Origin of the sequence: Caballeronia sordidicola (genome assembly GCF_000729995.1) — a bacterium.
Taxonomy (GTDB): Bacteria; Pseudomonadota; Gammaproteobacteria; order Burkholderiales; family Burkholderiaceae; genus Caballeronia; species Caballeronia sordidicola_A.
This window is the reverse complement of record NZ_JNFG01000001.1, coordinates 1-21,192: the sequence shown is the minus strand read 5'-3', so window position 1 is coordinate 21,192 and position 21,192 is coordinate 1. Positions and strand designations below refer to the sequence as shown.

The following is a 21,192-nucleotide window of genomic DNA, read 5'->3' as shown; positions in this document are numbered from 1 at the left end:
TTTGAGGAAATTTAATTAATGGTAAGTGCCTTAGCGCTGGTCTGTATCACCCTCGCGACGCTGCTGATTGCCGCGTTGCCTATCTGGTTGTATCGCAAGACGAAACCCCGCTTTGGTTTCGAGCGGCGCGACGTGATTGTCGGGATCGCGGTCTTCGCTCTGTTTTCGATGGTGATCGAACGCGGCCTGCACGGGCTCGTCCTGAGCAACGCAACCACGGTCGGCCTGCTGCTGAATCCGGCCACTTTCTTGATCTACGGTGCGCTTGCGACGGGTATCTGCGAAGAAGTCGGGCGCTACGCCGGCATGAAATGGCTGATCAGGCGCGATCCCGCCTCATTGCAGCGCCCGGGCACGGCGCTGGGTTATGGAATCGGCCACGGCGGGGCGGAAGCATGGCTCGTTGGCGTGCTGGTGCAACTGCAGTGGATCCTTTACGCGCTGCTTGCCGATCGCGGCATGCTCGATCAATATTTCACGAGCGTCCCGGCTGAGTCTCTGCTGCGGTTGCACGCCGTGCTCGGCAGTCTCGCGCCGGAAACGGCCGCGTTGTTCCTGGTCGAGCGGGCGTCGGCGTTCGTGTTCCAGGTGGGATTGTCGGTTGCAATGTGGCACATGCTGCGTGAGCGTTTCCGCTTCACGCTGCCGTTCATGATCGTCGCGCACGCGCTGATCGCGTTGCCGGTTGCGCTGTATCAGGCGCGCCTGATTCCGCTGCTCGCCGCCGACGCCGTGTATCTCGTGTTCGGGTTGATCGTGATGCGTGCGCTGCGGCGCTATTTCCTGGGCGTGGCGGCGGCCGCGAATCGAGCGGCGCGCGTGGCGGGTGTATCAGGTGCAAAGGCCGGAGACTGAGATGGACGACGAATATCAATACGACTGCGCGAGTGCCGATATCGAATTACTGGCGCGCGTGGTCAGCGATCTGTTTCCGGAGCAGACGCAATTCTCTGAGCGCCCGGGCGACGACGGCCAGCTTTCGCTCGTGATTCATTACGTGGCGATGCGCTTCGGCGCAACGGCGCGCCGAATTGCCATCGATATCCGTTTCGATCCCGCCGCACTCGCGCGTTACAGGGCGATGCCGCCGCGCATGCACGCGCGCAGTTATGCAGTGCTGCGTGCTTATGTGGAAGCGACGCTCGGCTCGCTCGAGGAGATGTATGCGGGCGGAGAAACCGTGCCGCGCACGGTGGAGATAGATATAGGCGAGGATTTTGCGTGAGTCAGGGCGCAAAGTAGCCCGGCTTGGCGTGGCTACAAAGCGTGCTTATCAAGCGCGCTTGTACACCTTCGCGAAACGGACCGCCTTGACTACCCCGTAGTCGCCCGGCGCGTATTGCATGACCCAATCACCCGCTTCGCCGTGAAGCACATCGCCGGCTTCAGAACGCGCGATTGAAAACGCTTCGTGCATTTGCTTCGCGAGGACCGCGACCGGTACGTTGCGGTACGCCCCGGCATGGCCATGCGTGACGCCGTCGTGCGCGACGTACTTTGCATCGAATCGATCCCGCGATACCACCCAGCGCTCACCGGTAGCGCCCGTGATCAATGCATCGCCCGGAGCATAGCGGTTCGGGCCTTCCAGGCTCATCAGCGAGCCGGGTTCTTCAGCAAACTGGACCGCGACGGTTTCGTCTTTCACCACGCGATGTGCGGCGGGGTCAGCAGTAAGGTCGAGGCGGGTAAGGGTGATTTGTGTCATGCGGATGTAATGGAAACGCTGAGACGATAATAATCCGCGATCGTAACGCCAAGCTCGCTGCTATGCATATCGCAATGTGAAAGCGCCCGCATCGAAACCACGATACGGGCGCCTTTCCACGTGCTCACGCACATCAGCTGCAAGAAGTCCGGTCTTCAGATCGCGCCGTTACCGGAATACTCAGGGCTTGGTGGTCGAAGCACCATCAGCCGCTGCGGCTGCCGGCGCCTTGCGATGCGGCGCGCGGCCCTTGTGCTCGCCCGGTTTGCCCGACTGGTGGAAGCTTGCGTCGGCGAGTTTCTTCTGCTCGGGCGAAAGGCTCGCGTACAGCGGCTCGAAGGCATCGACCAGATGTTTCGTGCCGTCCGCGTGTGCTTGGGTGATCTGCTCGTACTGCTTCATGTCGTCGAGCGCACTCGTGTTGTCGCCCAGCGCCATGCGTTGACGGTACAGATCGCCCATCGTGTGGCCGTTGTCGCGCATGACGTCGGCGAACTTGTTCCATTGCTCATCCTGCGCAGGGGTGATCTTGAGCTTGGCATGCAGTTCCGAAATACGTTGCTCGACGCGTGCTTCACGCGCCTGGCCGCGTGCCGTATCCGGCGTCGATGCGCCTGCGGGCGCGGCGGGCGCAGCCGGAGCGGACGATTGGGCGAAAGCCGTGGAGAGGGCCAGCGAGGCAGCCAGTGCAACGAATGTTTTTTTCATGGGTGACACCTTGGGTCCATTGAGAAGGGGCAAGCAATACACGAAAAGATAACGTGTGATGTTTGGCCGACGCCGCTATTAATATCATGTTAGCGCGCGACGTTGCTTGAGTTGCCACAACTGCTTACAACCGATACGTCTGCGAAAAAAACGCGTTGAAGATGAAACCCGGGAGCAAGCCGGGTTCACAGCGGTAGGAGTTTAACCAAGAAGCAGGGGCGGCCGCAGTTTGATGCGCCCGTGTTTTAATGGCTCTGCTGTTTCATGCTTTTGTCACGCTCAAACAAAATCAAACAAAGGATCACGCCCCATGCGACCGCCGCGCCTCGATCAGCTCGACGACATCGACCGGAACCTTGTTGCATCCTTGCAGGTGAACGCCCGTGAAAGCGTGTCCGAACTCGCGCGTCAACTCGGCATTGCGCGCACGACCGTGATCGCCCGGCTTGCGCGGCTCGAGAAGACCGGCGTGATAGCAGGGTATGGCGTGCGGCTCGGACAAGACGTGCTCGACGCCAGCATCCAGGCCTACGTGGGCATCAAGCTGGCGCCGAAGTATGGTCGCGATGTGCAGAAGCGTTTCGCCAGGATGCCCGAGATGCAACTGCTTTGCGCAGTGAGTGGCGAGTTCGATTATGTCGCGTGGCTGCGTGCTGATTCCCCGGACCGGCTGAACGATCTCCTCGATGAAATCGGCGGCCTGGAAGGCGTCGAACGCACGACGACCTCAATCATTCTTGCTCGCAAGGTTGATCGCGGCGGCTTGGGTTAAGCGGCTCGTTCGACAGGGTCAACGACGCGATTTCATACAGTTTGTCGCATCGAATCGTCAAAACGTCGAAACTGATAGTCGATTCGCATCATTTTGTGTCTTTTATCAATATTCATGCGCTCCTAAACTGGTGGTCGGAGATTTGCCTCTCGACCGCCCATCAAGGAGATAAACATGAAAATAGCCCTCATCGGCGCCGGCCTGATTGGCCAGAGCATTGCTCATTTGCTGCGTGAAACCGGCGACTACGACGTAGTCGTTTTCGACCGCGATACCCACGCGCTCGAACTGCTTGAAGCGCAGGGTATTCCCACCCGCCGCGTCGATTCCGCCGATGCCAACGCGCTGCGTCTCGCGCTGCAAGGCTTCGACGCACTCCTCAACGCAATGCCGTATTACCTCGCCGTGACCGTGGCAACGGCGGCGAAAGCGGCCGGCGTGCATTACTTCGACCTGACTGAAGACGTGCGGGCGACCCATGCGATTCGCGCGATCGCCGACGACTCCAGCCACGCCTTCATGCCTCAATGCGGTTTGGCGCCGGGGTTTATCGGCATCGTGGCGCACGACCTGGCGAAGCGCTTCGCCGAGGTGCGCGAAGTCAAGATGCGGGTTGGCGCGTTGCCTGAGTTTCCGACGAATGCGTTGAAATACAACCTGACCTGGAGCATCGATGGGTTGATCAACGAATATTGCCAGCCGTGCGAGGCTATCCGCGACGGCAGTACGCAATGGGTGCAGCCGCTGGAAGGGCTGGAGCATTTTTCGCTCGATGGCACTGAGTACGAGGCGTTCAATACATCGGGCGGATTGGGTACGCTATGCGAAACGCTGGCCGGCAAGGTGGAAACGCTGGATTACAAGTCGGTGCGTTATCCGGGCCATCGCGAGCTGATGAAGTTCCTGCTCGACGACTTGCGCATGTCGAGTGACCGTGACGGATTGAAGGCGATGTTGCGGCGCGCGGTGCCGGCTACGGCGCAGGACGTGGTGCTGGTATTCGTCACGGCAACAGGCATGCGCGACGGCCGTCTTGTGCAGGATGTATTCACGCGCAAGATCTTCGCGAAGAACGTATGCGGGGTGCCGATGAGCGCCATTCAAATCACGACGGCCGGCGCGATCTGCGCGGAACTGGATCTGTTCCGGGAAGGCGTGTTGCCGCAGAGCGGTTTTATCCGTCAGGAACAGGTCCCGCTGGAAGCGTTTTTGGCAAACCGGTTCGGACAGTTGTACGAGGGTGCGAGCACGCTGGGCGTTGTCCGGCAACTTCAGGCGGCCTGACCCGTGCGGGTGGTTTTTCGCCCGAGCTCTTGGGCTCTTGGGCGACAACCTACCTGCTATACCGGTTCATCAGCGGCGTCGACGTAATGCCATGCAGGATTACCGACGCCGCGATCACTCCCAGCACCAGCGGCGCAAGCGGTTCGACCGCACTACGAGGAGCGCGCTCCAATGCGTACATCAGGTAATAAAACGACCCGACGCCGCGAATTCCGAACCAGCTGGTGAGCAGGCGTTGCGAGCCCGTCGCCGATGACCCCAGCAGCGAAGCCTGCACCGACACCGGCCGCGCCACGAAAAACAATAGCCCGACCACCGCAGCGCCTTGCCACGTAAACAGCCGGTCCCACACGGTGGCGAGCGCACTGCCCACCATCAGCATGACCGCAACTTCCGCGATTCGCTCGAGTTCTATCGTGAAGCCGAGCACCCGTTCCGCGACAAACGCATGCGCTCGGTCCGGATCTGAGGCGGTCGCGCCGACGTCTTCGGTATCGATAACGCCAACCGCTTCATGCGCCGACTTGTCGCCGCTCGCTTTTTGCTCGACACGCCGCATCGCAAGGCCCGCCGCGAACACGGCCAGGAACGCATACGTGTGGATCAATTCGGCGACGCCATACGCGAGCGCGATCAAGCCCAGCGCATAAAAACCCTCAGGTCCAAGGGCCAGGCTATGGCGAGTGCGCAGCCACGCAATCAGGCGCACCGCAAGGTCACCCAGCAGCCAGCCCACGGCCAATGCACCGGTAACACCCCAGATGGCATCACTGGCGAAATGCCAGCTCAGGGCCTGCTTGGGCGACGCCTCGTAGTTGCATATCGCAATCCCCAGCAATGCAAACGGCAGCGCGATTCCGTCGTTCAATCCCCCTTCGCCGGTGAGCGAAAAGCGCAGTAGGTCGATATCGCCGGGGACCTGCACTTGCACGTCGTGGGCGAGTACGGGATCCGTGGGGGCTAGCATGGCGGCAATCAGCAACGCGGGTCCCCAGTTCATGTGCAGCAGATAGACGCCTGCGAGCGTCATGATGGCGACCGTCGCCACCATCGCGACGAGACCAAGGCGCACGGGCAGCAGCCAGATGCGGTCGGTGGGCGGTACGCGCAGGCGCAGGCCGATCGCGAATAGCGAGACGAGCATGGCGACTTCGGTAATCCGGCGCAGCAAGGTGGCATCGCCGAGCAGATCGATTTTCAGCAGGCCGATACCAAACGGACCCAGCCCGAAACCAATGGCGAGATACACCATGGCGCTGCTGATCGGCAGGTGTTTGAACGTCGAACTGGCAAGCCCCATGAAAATGAGAACACCGCCGACGACGAGAAACCATATCGTTTCGGTCATGAGAGCCTGAGGTGAATCCAGCGTATGCGTGTTCGTTTGCGAGCAAGGGTCATGCCACAGGCCTCACCGCTACAGCATTGCTTCAACGAGCAACCGATTTTGGGCCCATGACCGCTGGCTGAAATGAATTCGGTCCAGGGATCTCATCGTCGGATAGGGGGAGCGCTGCAGCATGCACGGGCGTGCAATGAACGGATAATGGCGCACCTGTATTCGGTCGATCCGGCGCGAGGAAGTCAAATCGCGACAATTCAAGCGGATGGCTGAGTAAGATCACGCGAACACCCGCTCAACTGACGCTCCCTGCCCCGGAGCTCGCGTGCTAACGAAACAACGACCTTTCCGATCCATCGTGAAACGTAAAATGCCCGCGCTGAATGCGCTCAAAGCCTTCGAGGCGGCCGGTACCACCGGCAGTTTCACCCGTGCAGCCGAGCTGCTGAACGTTACGCAAAGCGCGGTCAGCCGTCAGGTCCGGCAACTGGAAGAGCAGCTCGGCGAGACGCTGTTTTCCCGCCGTCACCAGCATCTTGTCCTCACGCCGAGCGGGCGCGTGCTGCTGCGCGCATTGCAGCAATCCTTCGACAAGATCGAATTGACGGTCCGCGCGATCAGCCAGAAAAACGATGTCAACCGCTTGCGCATCAACGTTCCGCCAACCTTCGCGGCACGCTGGCTGGTGCCGCGTCTAGGGCGCCTGCGCGAAGCGTTTCCGCAACTCGACCTGAGCATCACGACGCGCGTGGACGATGGCATTACAGATTCGAACCGCCTCGATTGCGCGGTGCGTTTCGGCGATGGCGAATGGAATAACCTCGAAAGTACCTTGCTGATGCACGAGCGGCATATAGCGGTGGCGTCGCCCGTGCTGCTGGATCGCGAAGGCGTGGATGCCCCGGTGGATCTGAACCGTTTTACCCTGCTGCATGTTCTATCGGGCGAAGATCAGCGGTACCTGACCTGGCAGCACTGGCTGGACGCTGCGCGCATTGAAGGCGTCGACACGGACAATGGTCACGAATTCGACCTGCTCGATTTATCGATACGAGCCGCTATCGACGGCATGGGCATCACCATTGCCGATCGCCACATGATCGCGGCAGAACTGGCGTCCGGGCAATTGCGGCAGGTGCTGGATGTAGAGATAGAAGGGCGCCAGTCGTACTGGTTCGTGCTGCGTCCCGAGCAGCGTGCAAGCGGGACGCAGCGGCTGTTCCAGCAGTGGCTTCAGGCCGAAGCAGCGGCAAGCGCTTCGCGTTGAACGAAGCTGGGCGCGGCGGCATCGGCGAGAATCATTTGCGCGCCTTTTTCCGCCACCATCATTACCGGTGCATTGATATTGCCGGACGTGACGTTCGGGAAAATGGACGCGTCGACAATCCGCAATGCCTCGATGCCATGCACGCGCAGACGCTCATCGACTACCGCGGTCTGCGGGTCCGGGCCCATCGCGCACGATCCGCACAGGTGATAGATCGAGCCGCTGTTCTCGCGGAAATACTGCAGCATGGCGGCGTCGTCGCCATCGGGCACGACTGACGCGCCGGGCAGCGTTTCTTCCACAGTCACCGCGCGTAACGCCGGGGCCTGCATGATCGAACGGATCAGCCGGCTGCCCTGGATCACTTCATCTATGTCTTTTTGCGTCGTCAGATAGTTCGCGTGAATCAGCGCGGCATCTTTCGCATCGGCCGATGCGATCTCGATCGATCCGCGGCTCGTCGGACGGCACGGGTTGAACGCAAGCAGGAAGCCGGGATACGGCTCGGGCGTGAGCTGCGAGCGGTTCGATTTCGGAATCCGGTACGACAACGGATTGAAGTAAAGCTGCAGGTTCGCGAGCGGGCTGGCAGGGTCGGTGCTGAAGAAACCGCCGGCCTGATTCACGCTCATCGCAAGCGGTCCCTTGCGTGTCAGCAGGTACTGCAGCCCGAGTTTCAGCTTGCCGAGAAGCGAACCGAAGTCGCCGTTCAGCGTAGGCATATTCGCGCGATAGTAGTAGCTCGCGCAGAGATGATCCTGCAGGTTCTGGCCGACGGCGGGCAGCGCATGCAGAAGGGGAATCCCGTGGCGCGCGAGCAGTTCCTTCGGGCCGATGCCCGAGAGTTGCAGCAGCTTGGGCGTGTCGACCGCACCCGCACACAAAAGCACTTCGCGCCCTGCGTGGAACGTCCGCTTGACGCCGTTCTGCGATACCTCGACCCCCGTCGCGCGAAGTCCGTTGAACAGTACACGCGAAGTCAGCGCGTTATGTTCGATATGCACGTTCGAGCGCTTCAACGCCGGTTCCAGATACGCGACGTTGCTCGACGCACGTTGACCCTTGTGCGTGTTCACATCGTAGACGCCGGCGCCTTCGATCTTCGCGCCGTTGAAGTCGTCGTTGCGCGGAACCTTGAGTTCATCGCAGGCATCGAGGAAGTGACGCGTAATGGCGTGGATGCCGCGTTTCATCGATGTCACGTGGATCGGGCCGCTCGCGCCATGCACGGCGGTGTCGCCGGCCTCGTGGGTCTCCAGCTTGCGGAAATACGGCAGCACGTCCTTATACGACCAGCCCGCGTTGCCGGCCGCCGCCCAGTCGTCGAAATCACGTGGCGCGCCGCGTACGTAGATCATCGCGTTGATGGAACCGGACCCGCCTTGCACCTTGCCGCGCGGCGCATAGATTTTCCGGTCCGCCAACTCTGCTTCCGGCTCGGTGTAATACATCCAGTTGCAGCCCGGATCGTAGTACGTCTTCGCAAACCCGACTGGAATCTTGAACCAGAACGAGTCAGCCTTGCCGCCCGCTTCGAGCACGAGCACGGAGTATTGTCCCGACGCGGACAGCCGCTCGGCGAGAATGCAGCCAGCCGATCCCGCACCAACGATGATGTAGTCGTAAGTCATGTTATGTGCTCAACCTCAGCCTTTGGCCGGAGAAAAATCCCGGACATCGGCAGGCTTGGACGCCATCTGCAGATGCAGACGTTCGCCGGTGTAAGGGGAGTGCGCACGCACCACGTCCATGTTCAATTCCACGCCCAGTCCAGGCGCCTTCGACGGCACGATATAACCGTCTTCCCATTGAATCGGCGTCTTGAGGATCTCGGCGTGAAAACCGTCCCAAGTGCCAATGCTTTCCTGGATCAGGAAGTTGGGCGTGCAGGCGGCAAGCTGGATGCTTGCGGCGGCGCCAATGGGCCCGTTGTACAAATGCGGTGCGATCTGCGCGTAATAGACTTCGGCAAGGGCGGCGATCTTCTTGCCCTCAAGCAAACCGCCGCAGCGCGCCACGTTCAATTGCAAAATGGACGCCGCACCCACTTGCAGCAGCTTGAAAAATTCATACTTGGTCGTGAGCCGCTCGCCTGCCGCAATGGGGATGCTGGTATGCCGGGAGACTTGCGCCATGGCGTCTTCCTGACCGGGCGGGACGGGCTCTTCGAACCATAGCGGGTCGTACTTTTCAAGGCGTTGCGCAAGCCGGATAGCGGACGACGGAACCATCTGCCCGTGCGTACCGAACAGCAGGTCGCATCGATTGCCGACCGCCTCGCGAATGCGCTTGCAGAAGGTCTCGCAGCGTTCAAGAACGTCGAGCGAAAGCTGATGGCCCGAATACGCGGTGTACGGACCGGCGGGATCGAACTTGACCGCGGTGAAGCCGCGATCCGCGTTTTGCACAGCACATTCAGCGGCGAGATCGACGTCGTCGTAGTCGTATTCGCCCGCGGCGTTCTTCGGGTAAAGATATGTGTACGAGCGCAGACGTTCATTGACCAAACCGCCCAGCAGTTCATACACCGGCTTGTCCGCTGCCTTGCCGATAATGTCCCAGCACGCCATCTCAAGCCCGCTGACGACGCCCATCATCGTGAGGTCGGGGCGTTGCGTGAAGCCGCTCGAATACGCTTCGCGGAAAAAACGCTCCACGTGGTGCGGATTGTGGTCTTGCAGATAACGTCCAAACACGTCGTCGATAATGTGCGCCATCGCTTTCGGATGGAACGTCGCCGAATAGATTTCGCCCACGCCCTCAATCCCGCAAGCCGTTTTCAGCTTCACAAAGATCCAGTACATGCCGCCTAAATGCGGCGGCGGTACGGCGACGAAATGCGTTTCGAGAGAGACGATTTTCATTGGAGGGCGTCCTTTGCAACGGTCGTGCGCATGCGCTTCAGTGCGAGTGCGGCGATGCCGCCGATCACGCTGATCGCAGCGATGTAAGAGAAATAGAACTGGTAGCCGAGGAGGCCGGGGAAATGCTCAGTAGTCCAGCCGTTCACGAGCGGCAGGAACACGTCGGGCGAATAACCGATCAGCGAAACAAGGCCAATTGCCAGGCCGGTGATACGCAGTGGAATGCCGCATTGATCGAGCAGCGACCAGTAGAGTCCGCGAATGGCGTACGTCAGGATGCCGATCAGCAGCACCACGACGGCGATGATTGCAATGCCCGCACGCGGATCGATATGTCCGAGGGTGGGCAGCACGACCAGTGCGACCAGTCCGAGCGCGGCGAGAAACAGCGCGCTGGTCAATACGCCAAGCGTGGAGAAACGATCGCCGAGATAACCGCCGCCAATACCGCCAATGGGGCGCATCCAGAGCTTGAGCGTGGTGAGCGTGCCGGCCATGACCACGGTCATCTTCAGGTCGCCGACTTGCAGGTAAGCGGAGAAGCTATAAGTTGCCCAGAAGATCTGATAACCGCAGAACACAATGGCTGCCATCAGCCAGAGTTGCGGAATACGCATCAGCGTGAGGAGGTCGCGCCACAGCGAGTGGTCCTGCTTGAGATTGTCTGCTGCTTGCTGTTTCTCCTGCGCCGTTGCGGGCGGTTCTTTCACCAGCGCCATCAGCAATCCCAGCGCAATACAGACGCCCGAATACAGGTAGACGACGTATTTGAAGCCTACGTCGGTCGGCAGGCCGTGCTTCTCGGTAGCGGTCGCGAAGATCACCAGCGCGACGGTTGCAAGCAATGCTTCGATCAAACCGCGTCCGCCGTCGAGCAAGCCGAAGAACCGGCCTTGTTCGTCGTGCGCTGCAATGGTCTTGACCCGCTTCAGGATGGAAGCCCAGAACGTCAGGCCCGTCGTCAGTCCCCAGCAGCAGAACACAGCGAGTAAAACGGGGAAGCTGGGGGCGGTCGAATAAACGAGCCCGAGCCCGCCGGTCGCGATCAACGAAAAGCAGATCAGGAAACGCGGTGCGATGCGGTCGGCAAGCCAGCCGCTCGGCAAATAGCTGATCAGGAAAACGGTGCCGAGTATCGAATACAGATAACCGAGCTGGCTATTGTCGATGTGAAAAAACTCGAGCATCGGCGTCTGGTAGACCTGACGCAAATACAGAAGCGGATAGATCGCGCCCGCGGCAATCACCAGCAGCAGGAGCTGCATGTATCGCTGCGCACGGGTTGTATCTGCGATTGACGGCGCAATGCCGGCCAGGGTCTTTTCCATAAGAAGTCTCCTTCGGCTGCTCGCCATGAGCGCCGTTTTTATAAATGTTCGAGTGCGTTGGATTGGTTAGGTATCAATACTTCATGACGACGAGACGCGTCTGCGTGAATTCGAGCATGCCGTGCTTGCCGTCATCGCCGCCGAGGCCCGAGCGTTTCCAGCCGGCATGAAAGCCTTGATACGGATCAGCGGGCGTGCGGTTCACGTACAGTTCACCGGCTTCAATCTCGTTGGCCACGCGCATCGCGGTGCGGTAGTTCTCGGTGTAGAGCACCGAAGACAAGCCGTATTGATGGTCGTTGGCCATCGCCAGCGCGTCGTCGAGCGTGTCGTATGAGATCACCGGCAGCACCGGTCCGAAGATTTCTTCGCGGACAATTTCCATGTCGTGGCGGCAATTGACCAGCAAAGTTGCCGGATAGAAGTAGCCAGGGCCGTCGGGCAACACGCCGCCGGTGGCGATCGTCGCGCCTTCGGCAACAGCTCGTTCGACCATCGCGTGAATGTTGCGCTGCGCTGAACGGCTGACGAGCGGACCCATCTTCGATGCATCCTGCGAGCGATCGCCGGAACGCACTGCATGCATCTTCGTGCGCAGCAATTCGACGAAACGATCATGCACGCTAGCGTGGACATAAACGCGCTCCATTGCCGTACACAATTGTCCGCAATGCGTTGTCTTCGATGCCACGATGGCGCTCGCCGCCGCTTCAAGATCGGCATCGGGTTCGATGATCGCGGGCGCCTTGCCGCCGAGTTCCAGCGAAGGCTTCGCTATGTTCGCCTTGCAGTAGTCGAGCACGATGCGCCCGGCGCTCACGCTGCCGGTCAGCGTAATCATGCCCACAGCCGGATGCGTGCAGACCGCGCCCGCGGTGGCGTGGTCCATTGCGAGTACGTTGAAAATGCCTGCGGGCAGGCCCGCTTGAAGCGCTGCTTCGGCGATCTCGAATGCGGATGCCGGCGTGTTATTGCTCGGCCGCACGACGACCGCATTGCCGGTAATTAGCGCGGGCGCAACCTTGCGTAGCAGGGTATACACGGGGTAGTTGAACGGGATCAGGCAGGCCACCACGCCAATCGGTTCGCGATGCAGCACGAGGTTTTCGTTCGGGGTATCGCTGGGAATGACTTCGCCTTCAATCCGTCGCGCCCATTCCGCGTGATACCGCGTGATGTCGGCGGCGTAGCGGGCTTCGTTTTCCGAATCGGCCACGCTCTTGCCCGACTCCAGTGCGAGCGCTGCACCAATCTGCGGAGCGCGCTCGACGATGGCATCGGCGAAACGGCGCAGATGTTCTCCACGCTCAATCGACGTCAATGCGCGCCACTTCTTCTGCGCACGCGATGCGGCTTCTACCGCGCTCAGCGCGTCGTCCTGCGAAGCGAGCGAGACACGCGCGATGACGGCCGACGTGGCGGGATTGTTGACCTCGGAGAAAAAATCGGATTGCGGCTCGACAAAACGGCCGTCGATAAAATTACGGTAGGTGCGCATCGTGATTGCCAGGAGGGGTGGAGCGCCGCGGCCCTCCGCGACGTGAATGGCGTAGTTTTATCGGCGCGACACTCGGCCACAAGCGATTAAAACTCGACCCGCCCATGCGGAAAACGCACTGAAAGGCGGGTGGTTTCGTGCAGCGAGATCGTCGATGGCGAGCTAACATGCAAAAGCGCCACGCTTGTTCACAGATCCGCGCTGATCCGGCCCGACCATTCACTGGGGAGACTCGCATGTCACAGCACTTCGACGCTATCGTGATCGGCACGGGCCAAGGCGGTGGGCCGCTCGCCGTCAAGCTGGCCGAGAGCGGCCGGCGGACCGCCGTGATCGAACGGCATCTGTTCGGCGGCACCTGCGTGAACGTGGGCTGCACGCCGACCAAGACGTACGTGGCAAGCGCGCGCGCGGCGCATGTCGCGCGTCATGCAGGCGACTACGGGGTGATCGTGGAAGGCGAGGTGCGAGTCAATCTGGCGCGGGTCAAGGCACGCAAGGACGACGTGGTCGCGGGGTCGCGCAACGGTATGGAGAAGTGGTTGCGCAGCACGCCGGGCGTGGTCGTGTTCAATGGCCACGGCCGGTTCACGGGTCCGCATTCGATCAGCGTGACAGGCGCTGACGGTCAACAACAGGCGCTCGACGCGGACACGATTTTCATCAATACGGGCACGCGTGCAACCGTGCCTGAAGTCGACGGGCTGGCCAGCGTTTCACATCTTACGAATTCCACCATCCTCGAATTGACCGAGTTGCCGGCGCATCTGGCGATTATCGGCGGAAGTTATATCGCGCTGGAATTCGCGCAGATGTTCCGGCGTTTCGGCAGCCGCGTGACCGTCCTCGTCAGGGGCGATCGCGTGCTGGCGCGTGAGGACAATGACTTTGCTGTTCAGATCCAGAAGGTCATGACGCGGGAGGGCGTGGAATTTTTGTTCAACACCGAAGCGTCGAAGCTCGAACCGGCAGGCAAGGGGATTCGGATCACGCTCAACGATCAAACAAGCATCGAGGCGTCGCATCTGCTGTTCGCAACGGGACGCACGCCGAACACCGATGACCTCGGGCTGGATCAAGCTGGCATCGAATTGAACAAGCACGGTTTGATCGATGTAGACGGACAGCTTCGTACCCGGACTGAAGGCGTGTGGGCGGTCGGTGACATCAACGGACGTGGCGCATTCACGCATACGTCGTACAACGATTATGAAATCATTGCGTCGAATGTGGTGGACGGTGAGGCGCGCAGCGTGGATTCACGCATCATGTGCTATGCCGTTTTCGTCGATCCGCCGTTTGCACGCGTGGGGATGAGCGAGACGGAAGTGCGCAAGGACGGCCGCCGTGCGCTGATCGCCACCATGCCGATGTCGCGCGTCGGCCGGGCTCGTGAACGCGGCGAGACGGACGGCTTCATGAAGGTGCTGGTGGATGCCGAATCGAAGAGGATCCTGGGCGCGGCCATGCTCGGTATAGAGGCCGATGAAGCCATCCATACGTTCATCGACATCATGAATGCCGATGCGCCGTACACCACGCTGCAACGCGCGATGCATATTCATCCGACTGTCAGCGAGTTGATTCCCACGTTGCTCGGCATGCTTGAACCGCTGAAATGATTCAGGCGCGGCGTTGCTTGATGCGTTCAGCGATGACCGGACTTTGAAGTGATCGCTCATAGGCGGTTCTGTCGCCGCTGAGCGTGGAGTCGCCGTTGGCAATAGCAGTCAATTGACGCTTCATCGACCGTACCGTATCGGGTACACACGCGCGAAGCGCATCGATGTATTCCGCCGTGCGCGAGCTCAGTTGTTGGGATTTGACGAGCTCGGTCAGGAAGCCGATGCGCAGCATCTCGGGCGCGTCCAGCGTCATACCGGTAAGGAAGAGGCGTTTCGCCTGAGCCAGTCCTAGCTCGCGAACGTATCGACGCATGCCGTCGGGGTAATAATGCAAACCGATACGCGCCGCCGGCATGAACATGCGCGTGCCCTCTACGCCGATACGCACATCGCAGCACAGCGCAAGATCCGTTGCCCCGCCATAGACGCTGCCGTTGAGCGCGCAGACAGTGGGCAGCGGGCAGGCTTCCAGCTCGTTCAGGAAGCTTTCGAATGAATCGTCGATATTCCCCTCGGCCAGCGCCGACAACGTATAGCCCGAACTGAACGTGGTCGCGCCGGTTCCTGTGACGACCAGTGCTATGGCTGTTTCATCTTTCCCCGCCGATGCAATCGTTTCCCGGAGCCCGGCCAGATCGGCAGGATCGATACGGTTATGTTGCTCTACACGCGTGAGCTGGATCGTGACAACACCCTCGTGCCGCGAACAGGAAAAACCGGGGATGGTGCTGGTATTCGTCATGTCTCTTGCCAGTTATCGTTAATTCAAAGTTCAGTCGGGCAACGGTTGGCCGCGTGTTTCAATCGCCCATCGCAGCGTGATGATTCCAACAATGAATAGGGATGCCGTCAGCGCAATCGGTATGCCGAGCGTTCCAAAATGGCTCACCGCCATACCCAGGCAAAGACTGACGCCTGCCGCGAAAAACCGTCCGATCGATGTCGAAAAAGCGAACGCGGTAGCGCGGATCGAAGTTGGATACTGCTCAGGCAACCACAGCGCATACATGGCCGCGTTGCCCCCGCCCAGGCCGATGAAAAACGACAGCGCCATGAACGGAACCAAGCCTGAATGAAGGTAGAACGCCCAGCCGAATCCTGCAACCAGGAACAGCGCGGCGGTGGCGTAATAGGCGGCGAGCGTAGGGCGGCGGCCGTAGCGATCAGCGAGAAAAGGCAGTATCAGGCAGCCAATGATCGTACCGATCGAATAAATGGCCGTGGTTGCGGAGGCCAGTTTGATCGCGGTGATGCCGTCGATTCCCTGCCGCTCCGCCAATTGGATGACGGCGGACGGCAGATAGATCGAACCGCCCCAGAGCCCAAGAATGGCGACAGTTACCAGCACCGAATTAACGATGGTTCGCTGCCGATAAGGCTTCGAAAAGATATCGCGTAACGGTCGTTTGCTGGGTGCCGAAACAGGCGCGTCGCCATGCGTGCGTTTCCATTTGCGCGGTTCGCGGACCTTGAGCAGGGTGTACAGCGCGACCACGACGGGCAGCAAGCCGCACAGGAACATGACACGCCAGCCGTAGCGAGTGCCGATGGTGTAGTTGAGCGCCGAGGCGAGAAAAAATCCCGCGTAATAACCGGTTTGAAGATATCCCGCCCCAGCTCGCCGCCGGTCTTCAGGCCATGCTTCCGCCACATACGTACCGGCCAGCGCCCACTCGCCGCCCACGCCGACGCCCGCGAGAAAGCGAAAGATCGCGAGCTCCCAGACGTTATGCGAGATAGCCGCGAGCCCCGTAAAAACCGCATAGAACAGCGTAGTGGCCGCGAGCACGCGCACACGGCCGAAGCGGTCCGCAAGCGGCCCCCAGATGTACGAGAAACCCCAGCCGACCAGGAACAGCGCAAACATCAGTGACCCGGCCAGACCGATAACACCTGGCGTCGCCGCAAAGCCCGACAGCGGCAACAACTCTTTCAACGCTGGTACAAGCACCAACGCAAAAATCACGGAGTCCATGCCATCGAGCGTCCACCCCGACCATGCCGCCCAGAACCCAATGATCTGCTCGCGATTGAGCCTTGTTTCAAGCGGCAGCGCTTCGCCGATGGCGCGACTCGATGAGTTCACTCCTGTCTCCTTGACTATTTTTATCGGGTCCGTGCGGCGGTGCAGAGACGCCCCTTGCATCGGCCCAGGGGCAATATAAGCGGCGGGCGCGACATCGTGGAAATATTGAATTACGATCCATCCATAGTGTTTTTGTTATGGACGATGAAGTTGAAGGAGTGATCGATGGACCTGAAGCAGTTGAGGTATTTCCTGTCGATTGTGGAGTCGGGGAGCATTACGCGTGCGGCCGAGACCTTGTGTATCGCGCAGCCCGCATTGAGCCTGCATATCAAGAACCTGGAAGAAGAACTAAGCGTGCGCCTGTTCAGCCGCAGCGTGCAGGGCGTGAAGGTGACGCCGTCGGGGGAGTTGCTCTACCGGCACGCGAAGGGCCTCGTGCGCCAGGCTGACAACACGAAATTGCTGCTATCGCAGCACGCGCGCCAGCCGAACGGGACGGTCGTGGTCGGGATGCCTCACAGCACCGCGCACCTGATTGCAATCGATGTTGTCCAGGAGCTTCGCGCTCATTACCCAGGCATTATCCTGGAGCTGACCGAGAGCTCATCGTCGGAACTGTACGGACTGGTCTTGCTGGGCCGGGTGGACCTTGCCGTCGTTGTCCTCGACCAGCCGGTTCGCGGGCTTACGCGCACGCCGTTGCTCAACGAACAATTGTTCCTCATCCGTCATCCGGATATGGCGACTGACATAGGCGCGACGTGCAGCCTTGCAGAGTTGGCGCGATTGCCGCTGGTGCTGATCAGCCCGCCGAATATCGTCAGGACGAAACTGGATCGGGCCTTCGCGGCGGCGCAGCTCGATTACAACCTCGTTGCGGTCGTCAACTCCACGTCCATGCTGGTTTCATGGGTCGAACGAGGCGTGGGGGCGACCGTGCTGCCGTGGTCCGCCGTGCATGAACAGGTCACGTCCGGCCGGCTGATAGCCACGCCGCTCGACGGCGACGAATGGCAACGCGACCTGTGGCTGTGTCACGCGGAATCGTTGCCGCTCACGCCGGCGGGCGAGATCGTCCAGGGGCTGATCATCCAGGACGTGCAACGCCGCCTCGTGCCGGGTGCATGGATGGGGGCTCGCAGTCTGGCGGCGCTGGACGAGGGCTGAGGCATCCATTCGAGCGCGCTGGTTCCCGCTCACCCCTCCATACCGCAATGTGATTGATCCATCGTCAATCTGTATTTTTCATCTGCGCGGCGCCCGTCTACCTTGTGCGCTTCAATCGTGTGCTGGTCGATAAAAACATCGACGAAACCAGCACCGTCACAAGCAGATATCCGGAGGGGACATGGCATTGCCGTTGCAGGGAATCAAGGTGCTGGATCTGACTCGCGCGCTCGCGGGTCCTTTTTGTTCGATGATCCTCGGCGATCTCGGGGCTGACGTGATCAAGGTGGAACCCTCGCCGAGCGGCGACATGGTCAGGACCTGGGGACCGTTCGCCGGCGGCATCAGCGCTTATTACCTGTCGTGCAACCGGAACAAGCGCGGTATGGCGGTGGATTTTCGCAAACCCGCCGCGCTCGACCTGCTGCGCAACATGGCCAGTACCGCGGATGTCGTCCTCGAAAACTTCAAGACTGGCACGATGGAAAGCATGGGGCTAGGGTACGAGACGTTATCGGCGCTTAATCCAAGGCTCGTCTACGGCAACATTACCGGCTATGGCCGCACGGGTCCGGCCGCATCGTGGCCAGGTTTCGATCAGGTCGCGCAAGGGTACGCCGGGATCATGAGTCTCACGGGCATGCCCGACGCTGGCCCCACGCGCGTGGGCATCGCGATCGGCGACATGACCGCCGGCATGTGGACCGCAATGGGCGTCCTCGCCGCGTTGCTCTCGCGGCAGCAAACGGGACGTGGCCAGCGCGTCGAGAGTTCGCTGCTGTCGGGACTGGTCGCCATGCTGGGCGTGCAGGGCCAGCGTTATTTGAGCGCGGGCGAAATTCCAGAGCCGACCGGCAATCATCATCCGGTGATTGCGCCGTATGGCGTCTTCGAGGCGCAGGACGGCGCGCTGAACCTGGCGCCGGGCACGCCCGACATGTGGGTCAAGCTTTGCGAACTGCTTGGGCTCGCGCACATCATGGCGGACCCGCGTTTCGTCACCAACGAGCAGCGGATGCAGCATCGGGAGGCGCTGAAAGAGATCATCGATACAAAACTGCGCACGCGCACGCGTGCCGACTGGACCACTGATCTGAGACGGCTTGGCATTCCGGCTGGGCCCATCAATAACCTCGCGGACGTGTTCGCCGATCCGCAGGTGGTGCACTGCGGCCTGGTCGAAGAAGTGGCGCACGGCGCGATAGGTCAGTTGAAGCAGGTGGCCAGCGCGATCAGGATGAGCGAGATGACCGAAGGTTCGGTTCGCATGTCACCGCCCATGCTGGGCGAACACACGATCGATGTGCTGAGCGAGTACGGTTTTTCAGATACGCAGATCGATGCGTGGCTGACATCGCAGGTTGTGTTGCAGCATGAGCACGCGCTGGGCTGAATCAAGCGCGTGCTCATTTAACATCGTCACGCCGCCGGCGTCGCTTCCTTCTCCTTGACGGCTTGGTCGTTGGCGGCGGCATCGCGGGTTTCCGGCATGGCGAGCCATACCAGCGCCACGGCCAGCGCACCGGCTGCTGCAAGTCCAAAGAAGCTGGTGTTCACGCCGAACTTGTCCGCCACGAACCCGGCAATCGCCGTGCTCAGCGTCGCCCCAACGCCTGCCGCCAGCCCAAAGAATCCGATACACAAGTTGTACCGGCCCTTGCCGCCGGCGACATCGGCGGCAATCAGCGGCAGCATCACGCCGAACACCGCCGCGCTGATACCGTCGAGCATTTGCACCGGCACCAGCAGGTAAGGGCTGGCCGCGCTGCTGGCGGCCGCGAACAACAGCGCACGTAACGGCAGCGCCGAGAAGCCGATGATCAGCACCGGCCGCCGTCCCCAGCTTTGCGCCTGCCGCCCGACCCACGGCGACAACCCCGCCACGATGAACTGCGGCACGATAATGCACGCCGCAATCACGAGCTGAACGTTGTCGCCCATGTGCGCGGTGACTTCTCCGGCGGCGAGGTTCAGCATGGCCGCGTTCGACAAGTGGAACAGCACCACGCACGCCGCGAAGGTCAGGAGCCTCGGATCGCGAAGCAGATCACGCAGGCTTTCAGGGCGCTCCGCGCTCACCGCTTGCGCGATGCTCGCACCCGCTTTCGCCGCAGCTTTTTTCATGCGCGGCACGACGGGCGCCATCTCGTGATGGATCATGTTCAGCGCGACGAGCGCAGGCAACGCCAGCGCTGCGGTCAAAAAGAACACGGACCGCAGCGACAGGTATTCGCCGAATAAACCCATCAACGCCGCCGTGAGCGCGCTGCCAATGGATGCCCAGCGCGCATTACGTCCCAGCCGGTTGCCGAGATCGGCGCGCGAGACGAGCGCGAGCGAGATCGCGGCCATTGCCGGCACGAGCATGCAGCTTGCGAAGCCGTGCAACACTTCGGCCGCGAACACGGAGACGAACGTCGGGCTCGCGCCGAGCAGCAACGCGGCCACGATGATCGCGATGATGGCGGCCGCGGCCGCGCCTTTCTTGTTGCGCAATGCATCGACGAGCGCGCCGGCCGGCAACTGGCTCGCCATCGCGCTGATCGTGCCGACGCTCAGCATCAGCCCGATCTCGCCTTGCGTCCATTTGTTCGCGGCGAGATAGGAGGCGATGAACGGCCCAAAGCCGGTCTGCACATTCGCGACAAAGAAGTTCAGCCAATCGAGCGCGCGCAGACTTCGTGCAATTCCCATATTTCAGATCGTCCTCATTGTTTCGAGGGACGCGCAACGGCGGCCGTTCCGGCTTTCGCACCAGATCCGGGGCCGGAGGCCGCAGCCGCAGTTGGGGCCGCAGCCGCAACTGCAGCGGGTGCCGAAGCGGGAGCTGCAGCGGGGGCCGAAGCGGTAGCCGAAGCGGGCTCCGGCGACTCGGCAGGTTCCGGTGGCGGGACGACGGGCGAAATGATCTTGATCGGCTGATCGGGCGAATACGTCGGGGCGGCTTTGATCTGTGCGTCGGTGAAATCCAGTTGCAATTGCATGACCTTGTTGCGCGAGACCACGTGCAGGTCGGGCCAGTTGGCGGCGACCTGCCGCTTGTCGGCGGCGAGGGAATCGGAGAGATCGATCACAAGCGCTTGAGGCTGCGCCTCCGAATCGATCAGCACGTCGACGACGCGACCCATCCGCGCGCCACTTTTCTGCGAGACATTCGAGTCGATGAGTTGAGCGAGCGTCGGTGGAATGTCGTTCACCGAACCCGGTCTCGCCGATGCCTCCTGAGCCTTCGCCTTCGCCGCATTCGATGCGGGATTGCTGCCGGGCGTCGATACGCCGGGCGTCGGTATCGCGAAGGTGATGGGCGCTTTTTTCGTCGCGGGAGTGAAGCGGAACGCGGTCCACGGGAAGGTCACCTTGCGGTCCCCCACACCCAGGAAACCCGCCAGGTTCACGATCATGATCTTTGGTTTGCCAGTGGCATCGGCATACATGTCGACCGCGCGGCCGATCACCTTGCCGTCCGGGCGCTGGATCTCGCTGTCGAGCAGAAAAGTGGCGCGCGGATGGGTCGCGTCGTCGACGTGCTGATCGATTCGGAGGCGCAGCCTCAAGCGCTTGTGATCGATCTCTCCGATTCCCTCGCCGCCGACAAGCGGC

18 protein-coding genes and 1 pseudogene are annotated in these 21,192 nt (G+C 61.1%); 8 read left to right on the top strand and 11 right to left on the bottom strand.

The features are described from left to right. Positions 1 to 18 precede the first annotated feature (18 nt). Both FH08_RS0100095 and FH08_RS0100090 read left to right on the top strand, forming a co-directional pair. Positions 19 to 855: a YhfC family intramembrane metalloprotease gene (locus tag FH08_RS0100095; protein ID WP_051887568.1), complete on the top strand. Its 837-nt coding sequence runs from the start codon at positions 19 to 21 to the stop codon at positions 853 to 855. A 1-nt stretch (position 856) separates the two neighbouring features. Further along, positions 857 to 1,225 (top strand): DUF3022 domain-containing protein, encoded by a 369-nt coding sequence (locus tag FH08_RS0100090; RefSeq protein ID WP_031356352.1) that lies wholly within the window; start codon positions 857 to 859, stop codon positions 1,223 to 1,225. Between the two features lie 48 nt (positions 1,226 to 1,273). Here FH08_RS0100090 and FH08_RS0100085 read toward each other — a convergent pair whose 3' ends face one another. Beyond that, positions 1,274 to 1,708 (bottom strand): PGDYG domain-containing protein, encoded by a 435-nt coding sequence (locus FH08_RS0100085; protein ID WP_031356351.1) that lies wholly within the window; start codon positions 1,706 to 1,708, stop codon positions 1,274 to 1,276. A gap of 180 nt (positions 1,709 to 1,888) precedes the next feature. Further along, positions 1,889 to 2,416 (bottom strand): Spy/CpxP family protein refolding chaperone, encoded by a 528-nt coding sequence (locus FH08_RS0100080; RefSeq protein WP_031356350.1) that lies wholly within the window; start codon positions 2,414 to 2,416, stop codon positions 1,889 to 1,891. Between the two features lie 310 nt (positions 2,417 to 2,726). Between FH08_RS0100080 and FH08_RS0100075 the strand changes: the two genes are divergently transcribed. After that, positions 2,727 to 3,188, top strand: coding sequence for an Lrp/AsnC family transcriptional regulator (locus FH08_RS0100075; protein WP_031356349.1), 462 nt, complete (start codon positions 2,727 to 2,729; stop codon positions 3,186 to 3,188). Between the two features lie 174 nt (positions 3,189 to 3,362). Next, the gene (locus FH08_RS0100070) at positions 3,363 to 4,472 is read left to right on the top strand and encodes a saccharopine dehydrogenase family protein (RefSeq protein WP_031356348.1); all 1,110 of its coding nucleotides are present in this window, start codon (positions 3,363 to 3,365) and stop codon (positions 4,470 to 4,472) included. Between the two features lie 49 nt (positions 4,473 to 4,521). On the opposite strand, the gene FH08_RS0100065 is transcribed toward FH08_RS0100070, so the two are convergent. Next, on the bottom strand, positions 4,522 to 5,820 hold the full coding sequence (locus tag FH08_RS0100065) for a cation:proton antiporter (protein ID WP_031356347.1): 1,299 nt from the start codon (positions 5,818 to 5,820) through the stop codon (positions 4,522 to 4,524). Between the two features lie 364 nt (positions 5,821 to 6,184). Between FH08_RS0100065 and FH08_RS0100060 the strand changes: the two genes are divergently transcribed. Further along, complete coding sequence (locus FH08_RS0100060; protein WP_031356346.1) at positions 6,185 to 7,081, top strand: LysR substrate-binding domain-containing protein; 897 nt, start codon at positions 6,185 to 6,187, stop codon at positions 7,079 to 7,081. Here FH08_RS0100060 and FH08_RS0100055 read toward each other — a convergent pair. The 4 genes from FH08_RS0100055 to aldA form a co-directional block, all read right to left on the bottom strand. Continuing rightward, complete coding sequence (locus FH08_RS0100055) at positions 7,048 to 8,712, bottom strand: GMC family oxidoreductase (protein ID WP_035564920.1); 1,665 nt, start codon at positions 8,710 to 8,712, stop codon at positions 7,048 to 7,050. The genes FH08_RS0100060 and FH08_RS0100055 overlap by 34 nt on opposite strands. A gap of 15 nt (positions 8,713 to 8,727) precedes the next feature. Further along, the gene (locus FH08_RS0100050; RefSeq protein WP_031356344.1) at positions 8,728 to 9,945 is read right to left on the bottom strand and encodes a mandelate racemase/muconate lactonizing enzyme family protein; all 1,218 of its coding nucleotides are present in this window, start codon (positions 9,943 to 9,945) and stop codon (positions 8,728 to 8,730) included. After that, the gene (locus FH08_RS0100045) at positions 9,942 to 11,273 is read right to left on the bottom strand and encodes an MFS transporter (RefSeq protein WP_031356343.1); all 1,332 of its coding nucleotides are present in this window, start codon (positions 11,271 to 11,273) and stop codon (positions 9,942 to 9,944) included. Before FH08_RS0100045 ends, FH08_RS0100050 begins: the two co-directional genes overlap by 4 nt. A gap of 73 nt (positions 11,274 to 11,346) precedes the next feature. After that, positions 11,347 to 12,771 (bottom strand): aldehyde dehydrogenase, encoded by a 1,425-nt coding sequence (gene aldA, locus FH08_RS0100040; RefSeq protein ID WP_031356342.1) that lies wholly within the window; start codon positions 12,769 to 12,771, stop codon positions 11,347 to 11,349. Between the two features lie 236 nt (positions 12,772 to 13,007). Between aldA and FH08_RS0100035 the strand changes: the two genes are divergently transcribed. Beyond that, on the top strand, positions 13,008 to 14,393 hold the full coding sequence (locus FH08_RS0100035) for an FAD-containing oxidoreductase (protein ID WP_031356341.1): 1,386 nt from the start codon (positions 13,008 to 13,010) through the stop codon (positions 14,391 to 14,393). 1 nt (position 14,394) lies between these two features. Here the strand turns inward: FH08_RS0100035 and FH08_RS0100030 are convergent, their stop codons facing one another. Together FH08_RS0100030 and FH08_RS0100025 are read right to left on the bottom strand one after the other, a co-directional pair. Then, positions 14,395 to 15,138 carry an enoyl-CoA hydratase/isomerase family protein gene (locus FH08_RS0100030; protein ID WP_051887566.1) on the bottom strand — a complete coding sequence of 248 codons (744 nt, stop codon included), beginning with the start codon at positions 15,136 to 15,138 and terminating at the stop codon, positions 14,395 to 14,397. A gap of 30 nt (positions 15,139 to 15,168) precedes the next feature. Beyond that, positions 15,169 to 16,482 (bottom strand): MFS transporter, encoded by a 1,314-nt coding sequence (locus FH08_RS0100025; RefSeq protein WP_235210236.1) that lies wholly within the window; start codon positions 16,480 to 16,482, stop codon positions 15,169 to 15,171. A 165-nt stretch (positions 16,483 to 16,647) separates the two neighbouring features. Here FH08_RS0100025 and FH08_RS0100020 point away from each other — a divergent pair, with 165 nt between their 5' ends. Next, positions 16,648 to 17,592, top strand: a complete 945-nt coding sequence (locus FH08_RS0100020) for a LysR substrate-binding domain-containing protein (protein WP_035564916.1) — start codon at positions 16,648 to 16,650, stop codon at positions 17,590 to 17,592. A 181-nt stretch (positions 17,593 to 17,773) separates the two neighbouring features. After that, positions 17,774 to 18,985 carry a CaiB/BaiF CoA transferase family protein gene (locus FH08_RS0100015; RefSeq protein ID WP_031356337.1) on the top strand — a complete coding sequence of 404 codons (1,212 nt, stop codon included), beginning with the start codon at positions 17,774 to 17,776 and terminating at the stop codon, positions 18,983 to 18,985. Positions 18,986 to 19,011: 26 nt separating this feature from the next. Here FH08_RS0100015 and FH08_RS0100010 read toward each other — a convergent pair whose 3' ends face one another. Together FH08_RS0100010 and FH08_RS0100005 are read right to left on the bottom strand one after the other, a co-directional pair. After that, the gene (locus FH08_RS0100010) at positions 19,012 to 20,286 is read right to left on the bottom strand and encodes an MFS transporter (RefSeq protein ID WP_031356336.1); all 1,275 of its coding nucleotides are present in this window, start codon (positions 20,284 to 20,286) and stop codon (positions 19,012 to 19,014) included. 14 nt (positions 20,287 to 20,300) lie between these two features. Then, positions 20,301 to 21,192: pseudogene (locus FH08_RS0100005) on the bottom strand (PRC-barrel domain-containing protein); the annotation flags it as partial.